Here is a 21,060-nt window from a genome sequence, read left to right on the forward strand (position 1 = left end):
GCCGAGAGCTGGGGAGGGACCGACCCCGTGTGCCCGGGCGAGCGGCACGCCCATTACGCTAGGACCCGGAACCCTCGGCTCCCAATGAGGGAACCCCCTAAGGGGTTGGGTGAGGGAAAACCCTCGGTCCGGTTCAGTTAACTAGGGCCGTGCTCGGCGCGCCCGCGAGCCGCCGCCAATCGGACGATGTCCACCCGCGAGCGGATCCCCAGCTTGCGGTAGACCCGGGTCAGGGTCGCCTCCACCGTCTTGACGCTGATGAACAGCCGGGCGGCGATCTCCCGGTTGGTGGCGCCCTCCATCACCAGCGCGGCCACCTGACGCTCCATCGCGGCCAGCACCGCCAGCGCGTCCAGGGCGTCCGGCGCGGGAAGGGCCGGCTCCGGCCCGGGGTCCGTGCGGGACTCGTCCACCTGGCGCAGCCAGGGCAGCGCCCGGCAGCGGCGGAACATCCGGGTGGCCTCGTCGTACGCCGTCGAGCCCGTGCTCGTCCGGGCCTTGGCGGCGCCGAAGCCCGGGGCGGGAGCCCGGCCGTGCTCGGCGTTCCGGGCTTCCGCGCCCGGGGGCTCCTGCCACCGGCGCGCCCCGTCGGCCGGGCGCCGTCTGTCCCGCAGCCGGGCCAGCGCGAACGCGGCCCGTGCCTCCTCCAGGCCGTAGCCCAGCCTGCCCAGCCGGTGCTGAGCGGACGTCAGCTGGGCGACCGCCGCCTCCAGGTCACCCCGCGCGGCCCGCACCAGGGCCTCGGAGCGGTCCAGGACGGCGAGGACGCTCTCCCGGCCGAGCCTGAGGGCGTGTTCGCGGCTCGTGTCGATGACGTCCTGCGCCTCGGCCGCCTCACCGATCCGGACCAGCGCCTCGGCGAGATCCCCCTGCCAGCGCCCGCGCGCCGGGTCGGTGATGCCGAGCCCCAGCTCCAGCGTCCGCACCCGGCGCAGCGAGCGGACCGTGCCCGCCGGGTCCCCGGCCACCAGCTGGGCGTACCCGAGCGCGCCCAGGGCCCGCGACAGGTACATCTGGTCGCCGTCCTCCTCGGCGTGCGCCACCGCCTCCCGGGCGAGGGCCAGAGCCCGGTCGACATCGCCGCCGGAGGCCTCCGCGAGCGAGGTGAGCATCGCCGAGGCGGTCTCGCCGATCCCCGAGTCCCGGGCCAGGCGCAGGCTCTCGCGGGCCAGCTCCAGGGCGCGCCCGCAGTGCCCGGCGCGCAGTTCGGTCTCGGCGAGGCCGCGCAGGAAGTGCACCTCGGACTCCACCGAGCCGCGCCGGCGCACCTCGCGCAGCAGGGTGGTGACCGTCGCCCGGGCCTCGGTCAGCTGGTCGCCCATGACCAGCCAGCGGAACCGGGCACTGGCCGCCCCGTTGTGGTGCCAGGCCACCCTCGGGTCCTGGGGCTCCCGCAGGGCGCGCTGGATGGTCCGGGGGGCCTCCGGGTGGCCCATCAGGGTCTCGGTCTGCGCCTGGAACGCCAGCGAGAGCAGCTCGGTGCGCCGGTCGTCGCCGAGGGCGGCCAGCTCGGCGGCGTGCGCGGCGGCCTCGCGGGCCTCCGTGAAGTCGCCCTCCACGATCAGCGTCCGCCAGGCCAGCTGGTAGTGCACCAGGGCCAGCAGCCGGGGGTCGTCGCCGGCGTCGGCGAGGGCCTGCGGGAACACGGCGTCCACCTCGGCCATGGTGTGGCCGGCGCTGTCGATGACGATGATCCAGGCGCGGACCCGGTCGGCGGGTACGGTCGCCCGCGCCAGCACCTCCCGGGCGATGTCCCGGGCCAGGTCGATCTCGCCGGCGGTGATCGCGTCCTCGGCGGCCTGCAGCCGGCGCTCCTCCGGGCCGGGCGTCCCGTCGGCGGGGGTGTGCCGGGCGGCGAGCAGCCCCAGGTGGGCGGCGACCGAGGGGGCCCCGCGGTCCCGGGCGAGAGCGGCGGCCTCCGCGAGCCGGGCGGCGACCTCCGGATCGGTGCCGGTGGTGGCCAGGGCCAGGTGCCGGGCCCGTTCGATCGGGTCGGAGGCGGCCGTGGACAGGGCCGCGTGCGCGGCGCGCCGTTCGTGCGCGGGCGCCTCCGCGTACAGCGCGGCCGAGATCAGCGGGTGCGCGAACCGTACGGCCGGGGCGTCGGGCTCGGTGGCCAGCAGCCCGAGTTCGGCGGCCTGGGCGCACTCGGCCTCGGCGTTGGTCCGGCCGGCCGCGTGCAGCAGCGCCGGGGTGGGACGGGCGCCGGCGCTGGCCACCAGCAGGGTGCGGCGGGCCTCGACGGACAGCATGTCCAGGCGGCTGAGCACCAGGGCGCGCAGGCTGGTCGGCACCGGCAGCGGCTCGCCCGGCCGGGGCGGGGTGGCGCTGTCGGCGAGGGCGCGGCCGAGCTCCAGGGCGAACAGCGGGTTGCCGCCGGAGGTGCGGTGGATCTCGCGGACGGTGGAGCGGGGCAGGCCGCCGTGGCCGCGGTGGTCCAGCAACTGGGCGACCTGGGCGCGGGAGAGCGGACCGAGCCGGACCGCGAGGGTGCCCGGCGGGCACGACCGCAGATGCCCGTCGTACTCCCGGCTCTCCTGGCCCTCGGTGCGCACCGCGCACAGCAGTTGCACCGGGGTGCCCTCCAGGCGCCGGGCGGCGAAGCCGAGCAGCTCGGCGCTGGCCGGGTCCAGCCACTGCAGGTCGTCGGCGACGACGAGGACACCGCCGTGCGCGGCGAGCGCGCGCAGCGCGGAGAGCACCGCGAGGCGCAGCGCCAGACCGTCGCGCTGCAGGCTGGACTCGCCGCGGCCGGTGAGCGCCGACTCCAGGGCGGTGCGCTGGGCCACCGGCAGCCGGGGGGAGACGTCGTCGAGGACCAGGCCGAACAGGTCGGCGAGGGCGAGGAAGGGGAGATGGGATTCGGACTCGGTGGCCGAGCAGCGCAACACGGTCCGCACCGTGGCGCCGTATTCCTCGGCCAATGCCCGCAGGACGGTGGATTTCCCTATTCCGGCGGGACCGTGGAGCAGCACACTGCCGCCCGAGGCGAGTTGGTCGCGGGCGCCGGCGAACAGGTCCTCGCGGCCGATGACCAGGTCGGAGCGGCACCTGGCAGGCTCCTGGAAGTCCCGTCGCACGGTCACCGCTCCCCTCGTGTGTCGTGTCCGGGCCAAATACTAGGCAACGATCGTCGAAATTCGGACGGAAGCCGTGGTGAGGGAAATAACAAACAGTCAAGCAGATGGAAATTCAAGGCGTCTGCGCTTGAATGGAAAGGTTTCCTCACCGCCTCGCGTCACGGCAGCAGCCCCGCCCTGCGCGCCGCGGTCACCGCCTCCCCCCGGGTGTGCGCGCCCAGCTTCCGCATCGCCGAGCGCAGATAGCCCTTGACCGTCTCCGGGCGCAGACCCAGCCGCCCGGCCACGGCCGCGTTGGTCGCCCCCGCCGCCACCCAGGACAGCACGTCCAGTTCGCGCGGCGCCAGAGCCGTACCCCCGGCCGGACGCGGCGCGGTCAGCAGCCCGCACGCCGCCAGCAGTTCCGCCCGCAGCTCCGGGTCGGCGATCCTGGGCGCGAGCGCGCGCAGCGCCGCGTGCGCCTCGCGCACCTGCTCCCAGCCGGCGCCCCGCTCCGCGCACGCGGGCTCCGGCCGGGCCGCCGCCAGCAGCCCCCGCGCCTCTTCCCGCACCACCAGCGCCTGCTCCACGTCCCGCGCCACCGCCATCGCCGCGCCCAGCGTGCGGTCGCCGAGCGGCCGGGCCGAGCGCAGCGCGCCGTAGAGCACCCCGCGCACCCGGCGCCGCACCACCACCGGCACGGCGACGACCGAGCGGATACCCTCCGCGGCCACCGGGACGTCGTACTCATGGCTGATCTGCCGGGAGCTGGAGTAGTCCGTCACCGCGCACGGCCGGGCGAGCGCCACCGCCTTGCCGCCGAGCCCGCTGCCCGAGGTCACCGCCAGCGAGCGCAGCGCGGTCGTCGTCGTGCCGCTCAGCTCGCTGATCCGGATCTGCGGCCGCCCGGACTCGACCAGGCCGCCGAACGCGACCGGCAGCCCCGTCGCCCGCCGCAGCCGGGCCAGCGCACCGCCGATCTCCACCGTCCCCGCCGCGTCCGCCGTCACCTGTCCGCCCCTTCCGGCACCCCCACCCCCGTTCGGGGGTAGTGAGACCTGCATCACGGATTAGACGATGCCGGACAGCCGCCCGGCAATGGTCCGGCACCGCGAGGAGGACACGATGACGACGGCGACGGAGTTGTTCCGGAGCGCCCGGGACTTTCTGCTGGAGCACCGCGAGGACTACGCCACCGCCTACGAGGGCTTCGCCTGGCCCCGGCCCCAGCACTTCAACTGGGCCCTGGACTGGTTCGACGTGATCGCCGCCGGCAACCAGAAGACCGCGCTGCACATCGTCGAGGAGGACGGCGGCGAGACGCGGCTGTCCTTCGCGGACATGTCCGAGCGGTCGAACCGGGTCGCCCGGTGGCTGCACGAGCGGGGCGTCGCCGCCGAGGACCGCATCCTCGTCATGCTCGGCAACCAGGCCGAGCTGTGGGAGACCGCCCTGGCCGCGATGAAGCTGCGCGCGGTGGTCATCCCGGCCACCCCGCTGCTCGGCCCGGCCGACCTGCGCGACAGGGTGGAGCGGGGCCGGGTGAAACACGTGATCGCACGGGCCGAGGACACCGCGAAGTTCACCGAGGTACCCGGCACCTACACCCGGATCGCCGTCGGCGGCCTGCCCGAAGAGGGCTGGGAGCCGTACGAGGACGCGTACACCGCCCCCGCCGAGTTCCTCCCCGACGGCCCCACCCTGGCCGACGACCCGCTGATGCTCTACTTCACCTCCGGTACGACCGCCCGCCCCAAACTCGTGGAGCACACCCACACCTCGTACCCGATCGGGCACCTGGCGACCATGTACTGGATCGGCCTGAAACCCGGCGACGTGCACCTGAACATCTCCTCGCCCGGCTGGGCCAAGCACGCCTGGTCCAACCTGTTCGCGCCGTGGAACGCCGAGGCGACCGTCTTCCTCTTCAACTACACCCGGTTCGACGCGGCCCGGCTGATGGCCGAGATGGACCGGGCCCAGGTCACCACCTTCTGCGCCCCGCCGACCGTGTGGCGCATGCTCATCCAGGCCGACCTGGGCCTGCTGCGCACTCCGCCGCGCGAGGTCGTGGCCGCCGGCGAGCCGCTCAACCCCGAGGTCATCGAACAGGTCCGGCGGGCCTGGGGGGTGACCATCCGGGACGGCTTCGGGCAGACCGAGACCGCCGTGCAGGTCTCCAACAGCCCCGGCCAGGTACTGAAGACCGGCTCCATGGGCCGCCCCAGCCCCGGCTACCGCGTCGAACTCCTCGACCCCGTCTCCGGCGCGCCCGGCGCCACCGAGGGCGAGATCGCCCTCGACCTGTCCGAGCGCCCGGTCGGCCTGATGACCGGCTACCACGGCGACCCCGACCGCACGGCCGAGGCCATGGCGGGCGGCTACTACCGGACCGGGGACATCGCCGTGCGGGACGAAGACGGATATCTCGTCTACATCGGGCGCGCTGACGATGTGTTCAAGGCCAGCGACTACAAGATCAGCCCCTTCGAGCTGGAGAGCGCGCTGCTGGAGCACGAGGCGGTGGCCGAGGCGGCCGTCGTGCCCGCGCCGGACGAACTGCGGCTCGCGGTGCCGAAGGCCTACGTCGTCCTCGCCGAGGGCTACGAACCCGGCCCCGACACCGCCAAGGTCATCTTCGAGCACTCCCGCCAGGTGCTCGCCCCCTACAAGCGCATCCGCCGGCTGGAGTTCGGCACGCTGCCCAAGACCGTCTCCGGCAAGATCCGCCGGATCGAACTGCGCGAGGCGACGGCCCAGGGCTCCGACGACGAGTACCGCGAGGAGGACTTCCGGTGAGCGCCGAGCTGTCGTACACCCACGGAACCGGTTCCACCGCCCTGCTCGGGGACACCATCGGCGCCAACCTGGACCGGGCCGTGGCCGCCTGGCCGGACCGCGAGGCGCTGGTCGACGTGCCCTCCGGCCGGCGCTGGACGTACGCCGCGTTCGGCGCCGCGGTCGAGGAACTGGCACAGGCCCTGGTCGCCAGCGGCGTCACCAAGGGCGACCGGGTGGGCATCTGGGCGGTCAACTGCCCGGAATGGGTCCTGGTCCAGTACGCCACCGCCCGCATCGGCGCGATCATGGTGAACATCAACCCGGCCTACCGCACCCACGAGGTGGAGTACGTCCTGGGCCAGGCCGGGATCTCCCTGCTGTTCGCGTCCCTGAGCCACAAGACCAGCGACTACCGCGCGATGGTCGAGCAAGTGCGCGGCCGGTGCCCGGCGTTGCGCGAGGTCGTGTACATCGGCGACCCGAGCTGGGAGGCACTGCTCGGGCGGGGCACCGGTGACGCCCCGTACGAGGAACTGTCCTGCGACGACCCGATCAACATCCAGTACACCTCGGGGACCACCGGTTTCCCGAAGGGCGCCACCCTGTCCCACCACAACATCCTCAACAACGGATACTTCGTCGGGGAGTTGATCGCCTACAGCGAGCAGGACAGGATCTGCATCCCCGTGCCCTTCTACCACTGCTTCGGCATGGTGATGGGCAACCTGGCGGCCACCTCGCACGGCGCCTGCATGGTCATCCCGGCCCCGTCCTTCGACCCGAAGGCCACGCTGGAGGCGGTCCAGCAGGAGCGCTGCACGTCCCTGTACGGCGTCCCGACCATGTTCATCGCCGAACTGAACCTCCCCGACTTCGCGACGTACGACCTCTCCTCGCTGCGCACCGGCATCATGGCGGGCTCACCGTGCCCGGTCGAGGTGATGAAGCGGGTCGTCGCCGAGATGCACATGGCGGAGGTCTCCATCTGCTACGGCATGACCGAGACGTCCCCGGTGTCCTTGCAGACCCGGATGGACGACGACCTGGAGCACCGCACCGGCACCGTCGGCCGCGTCCTGCCGCACCTGGAGGTCAAGGTCGTCGACCCGGCCACCGGGGTCACCCGGCCGCGCGGTGCGGCGGGGGAGCTGTGCACCCGCGGCTACAGCGTGATGCTCGGCTACTGGAACGAGCCGGAGAAGACCGCAGAGGCCGTCGACGCGGGCCGCTGGATGCACACCGGGGACCTCGCGGTGATGCGCGAAAACGGTTACGTCGAGATCGTCGGCCGGATCAAGGACATGATCATCCGGGGCGGCGAGAACATCTACCCGCGCGAGATCGAGGAGTTCCTCTACGCCCACCCCAAGATCAGGGACGTCCAGGTCGTCGGGGTACCGCACGAGACGTACGGCGAGGAGGTCCTCGCCTGTGTCATCCCGCACGACCCCGCGGACCCGCTCACCCTGGAGGAACTGCGCGCCTTCTGCCAGGGCAGGCTCGCCCACTACAAGATCCCCAGCCGGCTGCAGATCCTCGACTCCTTCCCGATGACGGTGTCCGGAAAGGTGCGCAAGGTCGAACTGCGGGAGAAGTACCGGGTATGAAACGGCCGCGAGCGAGCATGCGCTAGATGCTCGGGGACGGGTCCCGGAGGAGCGCGCTGTCGGCGGCACACTCGAACGGGACCCGTCGACGCACCTCGCCCGCCCTGCCGGGCGTGGCTCAGCGCGCCCCGTCGGGCATGCGCAGTGTGGTGAGGTAGCCGACCGCCGCGTCCACCGTGGCGGGGCTGTTGAGCCAGGCCGTGTGGCCGTCACCGTCCCAGCGCAGCAGCCTGCTCGACGGCAGGGCGCGCCGCACCCCGTCGGCGAAGGACGGGGGTGTCGCCACGTCGTGTGTCCCGGAGAGCAGGAGCACCGCGGGGAAGTGCGCGGGCACCCGCCACGCGTGCGGCTTCCAGGCGGAGCCCACCGGCCAGCCCGCGCAGCCGCTGGCGATGTCCCAGAACTCGGAATAGCCGCGCAGAGCGGGGCCGGCGGCACGCATCGCGGGCACCGCGGCCGGCAGCGCGGCACCGGGATCCTCCGGGCCGGGCACGTCCTGGCAGACGATCGAGCGGTACGGGCCGTACTCGCCGGTGTGGCCAGGGGTGAGGAAGACGAGCGGCGCCATGTCCCCGCCGGCGTCCGTCCTGTCCAGCGCGGTGGCCAGCGGTGCGTACAGAGACGGCGACTGGAGACCGGCGTTCACCGCCTGCGCGATCTCCTCCGCGCGCACCGGCCGGCCGCCGTCCTTGATCCGGCCCTGGTCGGCGCGACGCAGCAGCGAGGCCAGGAAGCCGGTGACGTCCCGGCCGTGCAGCGCGCTGCGGACGTCCCGGTCCGACCAGCGCGCGAACCGGCGGACACCGTCCTGTACGGCGGCCGCGTCGACACGGGCCAGCCGACGCCAGGACAGCGACCGGTCGACCACGCCGTCCAGCACCATCGCGCGCACCCGCGAGGGGAACCGCTCGGCGTAACCCTGCGCCAGCATGGTGCCGTAGGACACCCCGAGGAAGCTGATCTTCGCCTCGCCCAGCGCCGCCCGCACCGTGTCCATGTCCCGGGCCACGCTCGCCGCGTCCAGGTGCCGGAACACGGGTCCGCCCCGCCGGGCGCAGACGGTTCCCATACGCCGGTTGCTGGCGACCAGTGCGGCGGCGGCCGGCCGGTCGGCGGGGAACCTGCTCACCGTGTGGTCGACCGGCAGCGGGCAGTTCAGCGGCGGATTGACGCCGGTGCCGCGCGGCTCCACGGCGACGATGTCGAAGCGGTCGCGCAGGGCCTCGGGGAAGTACTGCAGGCGGGCCTGCCGCGAGAGCAGATAGCCGACCTCCCCCTCCCCCGGACCGCCGGGATTGAACATGAGCGTGCCGAGACGGTGTGCCGGGTCGGCCGCCGGCAGCCGGGCGACCGCGATGGTGGTCCGGGCGGACGCGGCGGGCCGGGACCAGTCGAGCGGCACGGAGACCTGTCCGCACCGCACCGCATCGGTCCGGACGGCCCCCTGGCAGCGCTGCCAGTCGATGCCCGGCGCGGTCGGCGCCGACGCGTGTGCGGGGACACCGAGCACCATCGTGGCCAGTACGGACGCCGCGACCGCGGTCAGCCTCCTGTGCGGTAAACGCATACCCTTCCTCTCTTCGGCTGGTGTACGCCCCGCACGTTAGGCAGCCGCGCCGGTCCCGCACATCGACCCGCCGGTGGAGAGAACCCGCCGCCCTCGTCCGACCTAAGGCGGATCCGTTCGCGGTGGCAGGGCGGCCCAGGGAGCGGTCAGCTCTGCCGGCCCCGGGGCCGGGGACCCGGTTCCGGTGTCCCCTCCGCGTTCAGCGTGTCGGCGTGGCCGTTCACCGGCTGCGGGACGCCCGCGAGGTCCAGGACGAAGAGGGGGATGCCGAGAGTGTCCGCGCGGGCCCGGGCCTCGTCGGTGTAACCGGCGAGGGAGAAGTACACGCAGTCCGCGGACTCCGTCATCGCCGTCAGCCACAGGCACTCCACGTCCCGCGGCGCCGCCGGGCGCACGGTCGGGTCCACCTGGGCGAGGAGCCCGTGCGCGGCGAGCCCGATGCCGTTCGGGGGCCGCTGGTCGGCGCGGCGGATGTCCCGGTAGCCGAGCCAGCGCAGATACAGCGCGGCGACCGTGACGGCGTCGCGAGCGGTGCGGATGGTGCGCGGCTGGAAGGCGGGGCGGCGGGCGGGGGCGCCGGGCTCGGGCGCCGGTGAGGGGATACCGCTGGCCGTGGACGGCATACGGTCGCGCGTCGACGATGTACCGCTGTCTGCGGACGGCATGCGATCGTCCGTCGACGGTATGCCGCCGCTGTGCGGGCTACTGCCGGCTGTCGGCGGTATACCGCTGTCCGGCGACTGCATACCGTCGTCCGTGGACGGTCTGCGGTCGTCTGTCGACTGCATACCGGCGTCGGGCGGAGGTGTCACCGCCACCGGGATGCGCAGGGCCGTGCCGCACGCGCAGCCCAGCTCCGGCTGCGGCCACTGCCCCAGGCGCCCGCAGGCGGTGCACGGCACGGAGATCCACTCGTTGTCCCAGGCCCGGTGACCCGTCACGATCGGTTCGGCGGCCGGATCCAGCCGTGGGGCCGTGGGGGCGCCGCACGCGCACGGATACACCGGTGCGGTGTAGACGTGCTCGCGTCGGCAGGCCGGGCAGCGCACCGGCACGCTCTCGGGCATGGCCCCCCCAGGTGTCGCGCAGGAATCGGTCACGTCGGGACAGTCGCGTCGGGACAGCGCACCCATCGTGCTCCTCCGCCACCCCGCTTGTCCGGCGCTTGCACCTCTCTTGGCTCTCTTGACGACATGGTCGCGCGCTTTTACATTGATTCCAGATAGTAGAAGTTAAATTCCGCAATGCGGAAGTTTCATATCTGGAGACTGTGCTCACCGCGGGGCGCGACGGGAGTACGCATCCGACAGCCGAAGCAGGAGTACTCGATGGCCCGTATGACCGCTGCCCGCGCGGCAGTTGAGATCCTCAAGCGCGAGGGCGTCACCGACGCCTTCGGTGTGCCGGGCGCGGCGATCAACCCGTTCTACAAGGCGCTCAAGGAGGGGGGCGGCATCGCCCACACCCTCGCCCGCCACGTCGAGGGCGCCTCGCACATGGCCGAGGGGTACACCCGCACCAAGCCGGGCAACATCGGTGTCTGCATCGGCACCTCCGGCCCGGCCGGCACCGACATGATCACCGGCCTGTACTCGGCCATCGGTGACTCCATCCCGATCCTGTGCATCACGGGCCAGGCGCCCACCCATGTGATCCACAAGGAGGACTTCCAGGCCGTCGACATCGCCTCGATCGCCAAGCCGGTCACCAAAATGGCGGTCACCGTCCTGGAGGCGGCGCAGGTCCCCGGCGTCTTCCAGCAGGCCTTCCACCTGATGCGCTCCGGCCGTCCCGGCCCGGTCCTGATCGACCTGCCGATCGACGTCCAGCTCACCGAGATCGAGTTCGACCCGGAGACGTACGAGCCGCTGCCCGTCTACAAGCCGGCGGCGACCCGCGCCCAGATCGAGAAGGCGATCACCTTTCTTCTGGAGTCGGAGCGCCCGGTCATCGTGGCCGGCGGCGGCGTCCTCGGCGCCGACGCCGCCGAGCTGCTCGTCGAGTTCGCCGAGCTGACCCAGACCCCGGTCGTCCCGACCCTGATGGGCTGGGGCGTGCTGTCCGACGACCACGAGCTGAACGCCGGCATGGTCGGCGTCCAGACCTCGCACCGGTACGGCAACGCCAACTTCCTGGAGTCGGACTTCGTCCTCGGCATCGGCAACCGCTGGGCCAACCGCCACACCGGCTACAAGCTGGACGTGTACCGCGGCGACCGCACGTTCGTCCACGTCGACATCGAGCCCACCCAGATCGGCAAGATCTTCCCGCCCGACTACGGGGTCGTCTCCGATGCCAAGGCCGCACTGGAGCTGTTCGTCGAGGTGGCGAAGGAGCTGGAGGCGGAGGGCAGGCTTCCCGACCGCAGCGACTGGGTGGCCTCGACGCAGGAGCGCAAGGCCACGCTGCTGCGCCGTACGCACTTCGACAACGTGCCCATGAAGCCGCAGCGCGTGTACGAGGAGATGAACAAGGCCTTCGGCCCGGACACCCGGTACGTCACCACCATCGGCCTCTCCCAGATCGCCGGCGCACAGATGCTGCACGTCTACAAGCCGCGCCACTGGATCAACTGCGGCCAGGCCGGCCCGCTCGGCTGGACCATCCCGGCCGCGATCGGCGTCGCCAAGGCCGACCCGGACTCGCCGGTCGTCGCGCTCTCCGGCGACTACGACTTCCAGTTCCTGATCGAGGAGCTGGCGGTCGCCGCCCAGCACCGGATCCCCTACGTCCACGTCCTGGTGAACAACGCCTACCTGGGCCTGATCCGGCAGGCGCAGATCGGGCTGGACATCAACTTCCAGGTCAACCTGGAGTTCGAGAACATCAACACGCCGGAGATCGGCGTCTACGGCGTGGACCACGTGAAGGTCGCCGAGGGCCTGGGCTGCAAGGCGATCCGGGTCACCGAGCCGGACCAGCTGGGCGCGGCCTTCGAGCAGGCGAAGAAGCTGGCCGCGGAGTACCGGGTGCCGGTCGTGGTCGAGGCGATCCTGGAGCGGATCACCAACATCTCGATGAGCCGCACCATGGACATCAGCGACATCTCCGAGTTCGAGGAGCTGGCCACCGAGCCGGGCCACGCCCCGACGTCGATCAAGCCGCTGAAGGTCTGACACCACCGGGCACACCAAGGGCGGCCCGTCCGGAAGGACGGGCCGCCCTTTCGCGTCCCCCGTGGTTTTCCCCCGTGGTGCTCCCCCGTACGGGGCCCGCCGCCCCCGTGCCGACGGGCCCCCGATGCACGTAATCTGCCCTACCGCCGGGGCAGTTGAAGCCTCCAGCCCTGTCTTCAGAGGTTCATTTGAGGATGGCGTAGCCCGCCTACGACCGATGTCGTACGCCCGGCCGCTACAGCTCGTGCTCCGACAGCCCGGGCCAGTCGTCGGGTCCGCCGCCCTGCCACTCGATGAGATCGCTCTCCTCGACCTCGATCCGGTCCAGATCGGCCAGCCGCAGGATCTCCACGACATCGTCCAGATGCGAGGCGATCCCCAGGATCACGTCTCCCTCGGTGACCCGCCGGGACCCGTCCAGGGCCGGGGAGTGGACCACGATGTGCGGGTACTGCGTATTGCCCATGTGTTCAGCGTGCGGCGGGTGGGGCGGAGCCGCACGCCGGGCCCGGACAGCACGATGCGCTCCCCCTGCCGGGGGAGCGCTTCGTGTCCGTATGGTGACCGTCCGACGGCGCGAGGCTGGGCGCGACAGGACGTTCGCGCCGCCGGACGGAGCTCGTGGCCCCCGCAAAGGGGGCTGGGTGGGACCGCGGCGGTGTGCGACGGAACCGGGAACCCCTTCCCTCTGGTCGAGAAGGGGACTCGGTCCTTCACCACCGCACTGGCTCGCACGCCGCCACGGTCCTCGCCCTGCCCGCGCCCTCCGCCGTACGACCACCCCTCATCCGGGCCGTCCGGCGTGCCGCGCGGGCCGCGTCCGGAGACCCTGACCTCCCGTCGGATCCCGTACGCTGCTTGCGGTGTCCTGGTCTCAGTCCTCGCGCAGGGCGCGGACCGCCTCCTCCACGCGCTTGCCGTACTCCGGGTCGGCGGCGTGGAAGTGGGCCAGGTTCTTCTCGATCACGTCGTCGCGGGAGACCTGCGAGAGGCCGCCGGCGATGTTCGCGATCAGGCGGGACTTCTCCTCCTCGGACATCAGGCGGTACAGCTCGCCCGCCTGGAAGAAGTCGTCGTCCTTGGTGTGCAGCGGGGCCGTGTGGGTGCCCGTGTGGCCCGACACCGCCAGCGGGGCGGAGAGCGGACGGCCGGTCTCGACCGGGCCGTCGTAGGAGTTCGGCTCGTAGTTCTTGGCGCCGCGGCCCTGGCCGTTGACCGCCATGAAGCCGTCGCGGCCGTAGTTCTGGGCACCGCCCGCCACGGCCTTCGGGGCGTTGACCGCCAGCTGGGTGTGGTTGACGCCCAGGCGGTAGCGGTGCGCGTCCGCGTAGGCGAACAGCCGGCCCTGGAGCATCTTGTCCGGGGACGGGCCGATGCCGGGCACGAAGTTGTTCGGGGAGAACGCGGCCTGCTCGACCTCGGCGAACACGTTGTCCGGGTTGCGGTCGAGGACCAGGCGGCCGACCCGCTGCAGCGGGTAGTCCTTGTGCGGCCACACCTTGGTCAGGTCGAACGGGTTGAAGCGGTAGTCCGCCGCCTCGGCCGCCGGCATCAGCTGGACGTACAGGGTCCAGGACGGGTGCACACCCCGCTCGATGGCCTGCAACAGGTCCGTCTGGTGGGAGTTGGGGTCCTTGCCGGCGAGCTCCGCGGCCTGCTCGCTGCTCAGGGAACGGATGCCCTGGTTGGTCTTGAAGTGGTACTTGACGAAGAAGGCCTCGCCCTCCGCGTTCGTCCACTGGTAGGTGTGCGAGCCGTAGCCGTTCATGTGGCGGTACGACGCCGGGATGCCGCGGTCGCCCATCAGCCAGGTCACCTGGTGCGTGGCCTCGGGGGCGTGCGCCCAGAAGTCCCAGACGTTGTCCGGCTCCTGACGGCCCGTGAAGGGATCGCGCTTCTGCGAGTGGATGAAGTCGGGGAACTTGATCGGGTCCTTGATGAAGAACACCGGGGTGTTGTTGCCGACGAGGTCGTAGTTGCCCTCCTCGGTGTAGAACTTCACCGCGAAACCGCGCGGGTCGCGGACGGCGTCCGCGCCGCCGAGGGAGTCGGCGACCGTGGAGAAGCGCACGAACACCTCGGTGCGCTTGCCGATCGTGCTCAGGAAGTCGGCGTGGGTGAAGCCGGTGACGTCGTCCGTCACCTCGAAGTGGCCGTACGCGCCGGAACCACGGGCGTGCACCACGCGCTCCGGGATGCGCTCGCGGTTGAAGCGCGCGAGCTTCTCCAGGAGGTGCTGGTCCTGGAGCAGGAGCGGGCCGCCGACGCCGGCGGATGCGGAGTTCTGGTTGTCGGCGACCGGGGCGCCGGCCTCTGTCGTGAGCACGCGCTTCGACATCGTGGACCTTCCGTGCGGGTGTCAGCGGAAACCTGTTTCCGCTTCGTGGAGCCTAGAAGTGGGGCAATCTGACGTCAACAGTTTGTTGAATCTGATCTCATGCTGGTTCCGGGCGGCGCCGGCGCCTGGGCGCGACAGGACAGGTGTCAGCGACGGCGCCGCCCGGAAGTCTCGGGGTTCGGCTCAGACCTGGGCGCCGGAGAGGCGCTCCACGGCCCGCAGCAGGGCCGAGTGGTCCAGGCCGCCGTCGCCCTGGGCGCGCAGCGAGGCGACCAGCTGGGCGACCACGGCGCCGACCGGCAGGGCGGCGCCGACGTTGCGGGCGGCGTCGGTGACGATGCCCATGTCCTTGTGGTGCAGGTCGATGCGGAAGCCCGGCTTGAAGTCGCGGCTGAGGAAGTTGGCCTTCTTGCGGGTCAGCACGGTGGAGCCGGCGAGGCCGCCGTTGAGGACGTCCAGCGCGGCCGCGAGGTCCACGCCCGACTTCTCCAGGAAGACCACGGCCTCGGCGCACGCCTGGATGTTCACGGCGACGATCAGCTGGTTGGCCGCCTTCACGGTCTGGCCGGAGCCGTGCGGGCCGCACAGCACGATGGTCTTGCCCAGCGCCTCGAAGATCGGCTTGGCCTGGTCGAAGTCGCCCTGCTCGCCGCCGACCATGATCGACAGTACGGCCTCGACGGCGCCCGCCTCACCGCCGGACACCGGGGCGTCCAGCACCCGGATGCCCTTGTCCTTGGCGGCGGCGGCCAGGTCGACGGAGGTCTGCGGGGTGATCGAGGACATGTCGATCAGCAGGGCGCCCTGCTTGGCGTTCTCCAGGATGCCGTCGGGGCCGTAGGAGATGGCCTCGACCTGCGGGGACGCGGGCACCATCGTGATGATCACGTCGGCGTCGCGCACGGCCTCGGCGATCGAGGAGGCGGCCGTACCGCCGGCGGCGGCCAGGCGGTCCAGCTTGTCCTGCTCCAGCGTGAAGCCGGTGACCTGGTAACCCGCCTTGATCAGGTTCTCGGACATGGGGGAGCCCATGATGCCGAGGCCGATCCACGCGATCTTGGGAAGAGTGTTGCTCATGATGGGGGTGCCTCTCTGACTGCTCTGCAAGGTCGGGGGGTTCAGCGCGCAGCGCGCGCGTCGCGCGGGAGCCACTCGAAGGACTCGGCGCTCGGGCGGTCGCCGGCCTTGTACTCCAGGCCCACCCAGCCGTCGTAGCCGGCCTTCCCCAGCTGGTCGAGCAGCTCCTCCAGCGGGAGCGAACCCGTCCCGGGGGCGCCGCGGCCGGGGTTGTCGGCGATCTGCACATGGCCGGTCCTGGCCGCGTACTGTTCGATGACCGACGGCAGGTCCTCGCCGTTCATGGACAGGTGGTACAGGTCCATCAGGAACCTGGCGTTCCCGAGGCCCGTCGCCTCGTTGACCTTGTCCACGATCCCGATGGCGGCGGGCGCGCTCACCAGCGGGTACAGCGGCGACTCGGGCTGGTTCAGGGCCTCGATCAGCAGGATCGCGCCGATGCGGTCGGCCGCCCGGGCCGCGAGGACCAGGTTCTCCAGGGCGAGCGCGTCCTGCTCGGCCGGGTCCACGCCCTCGACGCGGTTGCCGTACAGCGCGTTGAGCGCCGTGCAGCCGAGGGCGGCGGCGAAGCCGGCGGCGACGTCGATGTTGGCGCGGAACCTCTCCGACTCCTCACCGGGGACCGACAGGGCGCCGCGGTCCGGGCCCGGCAGCTGCCCGGCGTAGAAGTTCAGCCCCGTGAGCCGGACGCCCGCGTCCTCGATCGCCTTCTTCAGGGCGTCGAGCTCGGACTGCTCGGGGGTGGGGGAGTCGACCCAGGGCCACCACAGCTCGACCGCCGTGAAGCCCGCCGCGGCGGCGGCCGCGGGGCGCTCCAGGAGCGGGAGTTCCGTGAAGAGGATCGACAGGTTGACGTTGAAGCGCTGGTCTGCGAATCCCATCGGGGGCCGCGCTCCCTTCCGTAGATTCCGTATTGCGGAAGTTCGTTTCTGCTTAATGGAAGATTGCCGTCGTGTGTCGGCGCTTGTCAAGGGGGGCCGGTCACCGGCCGCCCGAAAAGCCGCGCCGGGCGCTAGGTTGAGCGCGTGCGATTGAGAGTGGAGTTCACGACCGAACCCTTCGACCTGGACGAGGCGCCCGCGCACGCCCTGGTGGCGCGGGAGGTCGTCGAGACGGCGGGACTGGACGCCGTCGACGTCGGTCCGTTCGGCAACACGGCGGAGGGCGGCGCGGACCGCGTGCTCACCGCTGTGGACGCGCTGCTGCGCAAGAGCCTGGAAGCCGGTGCCACCCGGATCTCGCTCCAGGTCAATGTGGTCGACGACGGCATCGGGGAGGGCGGCAGATGACCGGGGACGAGCCCTTCATCACGGCCGTGAAGCCGCTGGTCGACGCCATGGGCGGGGAGATGGTCCCGCCGGACGAGGCCGGCCCCGAGGACGTCGTCCTCGCCTGGGAGGGTGTCGACGTCGTCGCCGTCCGCCTGCCCCAGCTCGCCGACTCGCTCGACCACATCCTGGCCGCCATGGAGCGCCGGCAGGGCCGGCCGCTGGCCGACCTGGACCGCAAGGCCAAGCAGGAGCTCGTGCGTACGCTGGAGGCGCGGGGCGCCTTCGCCGTACGGCACGGCGTGGAGACGGTGGCCGGGGCGCTGGGCGTCAGCCGCTTCACGGTCTACAACTACCTGAACCGGGAGAAGGGCGCGTAGCGCTCCGGGGCGTGCGCCGTCGGGGGTGCCTGGGGCTGTCGTCGGCGGGTGCCCGGGGCTGCCGTCGGACGGCTGTCGCGGCGTCGTGACCGGGCGCGCAGTTCCCCGTGCCCCTTTCGGGTGTTCTCGTTACCCGGAATTTTCAACAAAGTGTTGACGTGACGTTTCCGGGGGCGTTAGCTATCGGCAGCCCGTTCAGCACGAAGGCCGGATCCGGCCACGGAGGCTCCCGTGACTTCGACTTCCACGCCCCCGGGCCTGGCCCGGTTCAACGATCTGGAGGAGCACGCGGCCCTCGCCGCCCTCCACGAGGCGTGTGCCTCCACCGCGTGGGCCCGGCGGCTGCTAGCCGCCCGGCCGTACGCCACCCCCGAGGACCTCTACGCCGCCAGCGACGCCGCCATGGCCGAGCTGAGCACCGCGGACCTGGAGGAGGCGATGGCCGGGCACCCGCCGATCGGACGGCCCAAGCCCGGCGACCCGACCTCCGCGCGCGAGCAGGCCGGCATGGCCGGCGCCGCCGAGGGGCTCAAGGCCGAGATGCTCGAACTGAACCTGGCCTACCAGGAGAAGTTCGGCCATGTGTTCCTGATCTGCGCCACCGGCCGGACCGGCGAGCAGATGCGGGACGCGGTCAAGGAGCGGATCGGTAACGCGCCGGAGCAGGAGCGGGAGATCGTCCGCACCGAGCTGGGCAAGATCAACCGTATCCGACTGGCCCGACTCGTCGAAGAGGACGCCTGACACCATGAGCACCAGCACCACCGCCTCCGTGTCCACCCACATCCTGGACACCTCGGTCGGCCGCCCCGCCGAGGGCGTCGCCGTCCAGCTCAGCGCCCGCTCCGGGCGCCACGCGGGCTGGCAGGCGCTCGGCGGCTCCGCGACCGACGCCGACGGCCGGTGCAAGGACCTGCCGGCCCTGCCGGAGGGGACCACCCACGTACGGCTCGACTTCGCGGTGGAGCCGTATTTCGAGAAGAAGCAAGCCGATGCGCAGCAGGACGCCCCCGCGAATCGGGACAGCGGACCGGCCGTGTTCTTCCCGGAGGTGGCGATCACGTTCGCCGTCGTACCGGGCGAGCACTACCACGTACCGCTGCTGCTCAACCCGTTCGGCTACTCCGTTTACCGAGGGAGCTAGCTAATGCCGACCATCCTGGGACAGAACCAGTACGGCAAGGCCGAGAACCGAGTCGTAAAGATCACGCGGGACGGCGCCACCCACCACATCAAGGACCTCAACGTCTCCGTCGCGCTGAGCGGCGACATGGAGGAGGTCCACTACTCCGGCTCCAACGCCAACTGCCTGCCGACCGACACCACCAAGAACACGGTGTACGCGTTCGCCAAGGAGTACGGCATCGAGTCCGCCGAGCAGTTCGGCATCCACCTCGCCCGCCACTTCGTCACCTCGCAGGAGCCGATCCACCGCGCCCGGATCCGGATCGAGGAGTACGCCTGGGAGCGGATCGAGACCTCCGACGCCAACTCCAAGTTCATCGGCGCCGACGAGGTCAAGCACTCCTTCGTCCGCAAGGGCCAGGAGATCCGCGTCACCCAGGTCACCTACGACGGCGAGCAGTGGGAGGTCGTCTCCGGTCTGAAGGACCTGGTCGTGATGAACTCGACGAACTCCGAGTTCTGGGGTTACGTCAAGGACAAGTACACGACCCTGCAGGAGGCGTACGACCGCATCCTGGCCACCCAGGTCTCCGGCCGCTGGCGGTTCAACTGGACCGACGACGAGCAGCGGATGCCCAACTGGGAGAAGTCCTACGAGCAGGTCAAGAAGCACATGCTCCAGGCCTTCGCCGAGACCTACTCCCTCTCCCTGCAGCAGACGCTTTACCAGATGGGTGCGCGCATCATCAACAACCGCAGCGAGATCGACGAGGTCCGCTTCTCGCTGCCGAACAAGCACCACTTCCTGGTCGACCTGGAGCCCTTCGGGCTCAAGAACGACAACGAGGTCTACTACGCCGCCGACCGGCCCTACGGCCTGATCGAGGCGACCATCCTCCGGGACGGCTGTGAGCCGAAGATCCCGGTCGACATGACCAACCTCTGACGCGGGACGCGTGTCCCCGGTCCGCCCGCCCGGGCCGGGGCACGCCACACCGGAGGAAACACCATGGCACAGCCTGCGCAGGGGCCCGCCGAAGCTCCCTGTTCCACCCCGCCGGCGCACAGCGAGGACGCCGGGGCGTCCGCGCACCCGGTGCACGAGAAGCTCCGCCTCTCGCGGCCCGCCCCCGCCGCGCGCCCGCACATCGCGGGCGCCGCGACGATCCTGTCCTTCCCTCACCTCGGCACCCGGAGCCGCAGGCCGGCCCCGGCACTCAAATCCCCCTAGGGTCCTGCCGTGCCCTCCCCGTGGACACCTCCCCCTGTGCACGGGCCCGCCACTGAAAGACAAGGAAGCACGATGGCACCATCGGCAGCCCGGCGCACCGTCATCGAGAACTGCGCGATCGCGACCGTGGACGCGGGCGACACCGCATACGCCTCCGGGTACCTCGTCCTCGCCGGCAACCGCATCGAGTCGGTCGGCGCAGGCCAGGCCCCCCAAGGCCTGGACAACGTGGTGCGCCGGATCGACGCGAGCGGCCACCTGGCCACGCCCGGCCTGGTCAACACCCACCACCACTTCTACCAGTGGATCACCCGGGGTCTGGCCACCGACCACAACCTGTTCAACTGGCTCGTCGCGCTCTACCCCACCTGGGCCCGGATCGACGAGCGGATGACGTACGCGGCCGCGCAGGGGTCGCTCGCGATGATGGCGCGCGGCGGTGTCACCACCGCCATGGACCACCACTACGTCTTCCCGCACGGCTCCGGCGACCTGTCCGGCTCGATCATCCGGGCCGCCGCCGAGACGGGCGTCCGCTTCACACTGGCCCGCGGCTCGATGGACCGCAGCGAGAAGGACGGCGGACTGCCGCCGGACTTCGCCGTCGAGACGCTGGAGGGCGCGCTCGCGGCGACCGAGGCGACCGTCAGGGAGCACCACGACGCCTCCTTCGACGCCATGACCCAGGTGGCCGTCGCCCCCTGCTCCCCGTTCTCCGTCTCCACCGAACTCATGCGTGAGGGCGCCCAGTTGGCCCGCCGGCTCGGCGTACGGCTGCACACCCACGGCTCGGAGACCGTGGAGGAGGAGAAGTTCTGCCACGAACTGTTCGGCATGGGCCCGACCGACTACTTCGAGTCCACGGGCTGGCTCGGTGAGGACGTGTGGATGGCGCACTGCGTCCACATGACCGACTCCGACATCGCCGCGTTCGCCCGCACGAAGACGGGCGTGGCCCACTGTCCGTCGTCCAACGCCCGCCTCGCCGCCGGTATCGCCCGCGTCCCCGACATGCTGAGGTCCGGCGTCCCCGTCGGCCTCGGCGTCGACGGCACCGCCTCCAACGAGTCCGGCGAACTCCACACCGAGCTGCGCAACGCCCTGCTGATCAACCGGCTCGGCGCGCACCGCGAGGCGGCACTGAACGCCCGTCAGGCGCTGCGGCTCGGTACCTACGGCGGCGCCCAGGTACTCGGCCGGGCCGAGCAGATCGGTTCGCTGGAGCCGGGCAAGCTGGCCGACGTGGTCCTGTGGAAGATGGACACCCTCGCCCACGCCTCCATCGCGGACCCGGTGACCGCGCTGGTCTTCGGCGCCGCGGCCCCGGTGTCGGCCTCCTTCGTCAACGGCAGGCAGATCGTGGAGAACGGCCGCCTGCTGACGGTCGACGAGGACGCCGTCGCCCGCAGCACCCGCGAGGAGGCCCAGCGCCTCGCCCGGATCGCCGCCCAGGCCTGATCCCCGCCCACCCCGGCAACCGGCCGTCCCCGCGGCCGGACCCCGGACCCACT

General features: G+C 71.7%; 18 protein-coding genes. 10 read left to right on the forward strand and 8 right to left on the reverse strand.

Features of this window, described 5'->3' with window-relative positions; translation table 11 throughout:
• Positions 1-137: 137 nt before the first annotated feature.
• Positions 138-3,086 carry a helix-turn-helix transcriptional regulator gene (locus tag ABT171_RS16540; protein ID WP_351244220.1) on the reverse strand — a complete coding sequence of 983 codons (2,949 nt, stop codon included), beginning with the start codon at positions 3,084-3,086 and terminating at the stop codon, positions 138-140.
• A gap of 152 nt (positions 3,087-3,238) precedes the next feature.
• Complete coding sequence (locus ABT171_RS16545; RefSeq protein WP_351244222.1) at positions 3,239-4,069, reverse strand: helix-turn-helix transcriptional regulator; 831 nt, start codon at positions 4,067-4,069, stop codon at positions 3,239-3,241.
• A gap of 115 nt (positions 4,070-4,184) precedes the next feature.
• Here ABT171_RS16545 and ABT171_RS16550 point away from each other — a divergent pair, with 115 nt between their 5' ends.
• Positions 4,185-5,858, forward strand: a complete 1,674-nt coding sequence (locus tag ABT171_RS16550) for an AMP-binding protein (RefSeq protein WP_351244224.1) — start codon at positions 4,185-4,187, stop codon at positions 5,856-5,858.
• Positions 5,855-7,447 carry an AMP-binding protein gene (locus ABT171_RS16555; protein WP_351244226.1) on the forward strand — a complete coding sequence of 531 codons (1,593 nt, stop codon included), beginning with the start codon at positions 5,855-5,857 and terminating at the stop codon, positions 7,445-7,447. The genes ABT171_RS16550 and ABT171_RS16555 overlap by 4 nt, the downstream gene beginning before the upstream one ends.
• 118 nt (positions 7,448-7,565) lie before the next feature.
• On the opposite strand, the gene ABT171_RS16560 is transcribed toward ABT171_RS16555, so the two are convergent.
• Together ABT171_RS16560 and ABT171_RS16565 are read right to left on the reverse strand one after the other, a co-directional pair.
• Positions 7,566-9,014: an alpha/beta hydrolase gene (locus tag ABT171_RS16560; protein WP_351244228.1), complete on the reverse strand. Its 1,449-nt coding sequence runs from the start codon at positions 9,012-9,014 to the stop codon at positions 7,566-7,568.
• A 146-nt stretch (positions 9,015-9,160) separates the two neighbouring features.
• Complete coding sequence (locus ABT171_RS16565; RefSeq protein ID WP_351244230.1) at positions 9,161-10,081, reverse strand: hypothetical protein; 921 nt, start codon at positions 10,079-10,081, stop codon at positions 9,161-9,163.
• A gap of 261 nt (positions 10,082-10,342) precedes the next feature.
• On the opposite strand from ABT171_RS16565, the gene gcl reads away from it, so the two are divergent.
• Positions 10,343-12,130, forward strand: a complete 1,788-nt coding sequence (gene gcl / locus ABT171_RS16570) for a glyoxylate carboligase (protein ID WP_351244232.1) — start codon at positions 10,343-10,345, stop codon at positions 12,128-12,130.
• A gap of 235 nt (positions 12,131-12,365) precedes the next feature.
• Here gcl and ABT171_RS16575 read toward each other — a convergent pair whose 3' ends face one another.
• The 4 genes from ABT171_RS16575 to ABT171_RS16590 form a co-directional block, all read right to left on the reverse strand.
• Entirely contained in the window at positions 12,366-12,596 is a 231-nt protein-coding gene (locus tag ABT171_RS16575) for a hypothetical protein (RefSeq protein WP_351244234.1), read from the reverse strand.
• A 408-nt stretch (positions 12,597-13,004) separates the two neighbouring features.
• A complete protein-coding gene (locus tag ABT171_RS16580; protein WP_351244236.1) occupies positions 13,005-14,468 on the reverse strand; it encodes a catalase in 1,464 nt (487 codons plus the stop codon).
• Positions 14,469-14,651: 183 nt separating this feature from the next.
• A complete protein-coding gene (locus ABT171_RS16585) occupies positions 14,652-15,545 on the reverse strand; it encodes a 2-hydroxy-3-oxopropionate reductase (RefSeq protein ID WP_351244238.1) in 894 nt (297 codons plus the stop codon).
• 41 nt (positions 15,546-15,586) lie between these two features.
• The gene (locus ABT171_RS16590; RefSeq protein WP_351244240.1) at positions 15,587-16,426 is read right to left on the reverse strand and encodes a TIM barrel protein; all 840 of its coding nucleotides are present in this window, start codon (positions 16,424-16,426) and stop codon (positions 15,587-15,589) included.
• A 144-nt stretch (positions 16,427-16,570) separates the two neighbouring features.
• Between ABT171_RS16590 and ABT171_RS16595 the strand changes: the two genes are divergently transcribed.
• The 7 genes from ABT171_RS16595 to ABT171_RS16625 all read left to right on the forward strand — a co-directional run bounded on the left by ABT171_RS16595 (position 16,571) and on the right by ABT171_RS16625 (position 21,007).
• On the forward strand, positions 16,571-16,834 hold the full coding sequence (locus tag ABT171_RS16595) for a YkoF family thiamine-binding protein (RefSeq protein WP_351244242.1): 264 nt from the start codon (positions 16,571-16,573) through the stop codon (positions 16,832-16,834).
• On the forward strand, positions 16,831-17,193 hold the full coding sequence (locus ABT171_RS16600; protein WP_351244244.1) for a helix-turn-helix domain-containing protein: 363 nt from the start codon (positions 16,831-16,833) through the stop codon (positions 17,191-17,193). The genes ABT171_RS16595 and ABT171_RS16600 overlap by 4 nt, the downstream gene beginning before the upstream one ends.
• Positions 17,194-17,424: 231 nt before the next feature.
• Positions 17,425-17,937 (forward strand): 2-oxo-4-hydroxy-4-carboxy-5-ureidoimidazoline decarboxylase, encoded by a 513-nt coding sequence (uraD, locus tag ABT171_RS16605; protein ID WP_351244246.1) that lies wholly within the window; start codon positions 17,425-17,427, stop codon positions 17,935-17,937.
• Between the two features lie 4 nt (positions 17,938-17,941).
• A complete protein-coding gene (uraH, locus tag ABT171_RS16610) occupies positions 17,942-18,337 on the forward strand; it encodes a hydroxyisourate hydrolase (protein ID WP_351244248.1) in 396 nt (131 codons plus the stop codon).
• A gap of 3 nt (positions 18,338-18,340) precedes the next feature.
• The gene (pucL, locus tag ABT171_RS16615) at positions 18,341-19,264 is read left to right on the forward strand and encodes a factor-independent urate hydroxylase (RefSeq protein WP_351244250.1); all 924 of its coding nucleotides are present in this window, start codon (positions 18,341-18,343) and stop codon (positions 19,262-19,264) included.
• 63 nt (positions 19,265-19,327) lie between these two features.
• Positions 19,328-19,549 (forward strand): hypothetical protein, encoded by a 222-nt coding sequence (locus tag ABT171_RS16620; protein WP_351244252.1) that lies wholly within the window; start codon positions 19,328-19,330, stop codon positions 19,547-19,549.
• A 72-nt stretch (positions 19,550-19,621) separates the two neighbouring features.
• Positions 19,622-21,007 carry an 8-oxoguanine deaminase gene (locus ABT171_RS16625; RefSeq protein WP_351244254.1) on the forward strand — a complete coding sequence of 462 codons (1,386 nt, stop codon included), beginning with the start codon at positions 19,622-19,624 and terminating at the stop codon, positions 21,005-21,007.
• Positions 21,008-21,060: the final 53 nt, after the last annotated feature.

It is taken from the genome of Streptomyces sp. NPDC001851, assembly GCF_040297165.1.
Lineage (GTDB): Bacteria > Actinomycetota > Actinomycetes > Streptomycetales > Streptomycetaceae > Streptomyces.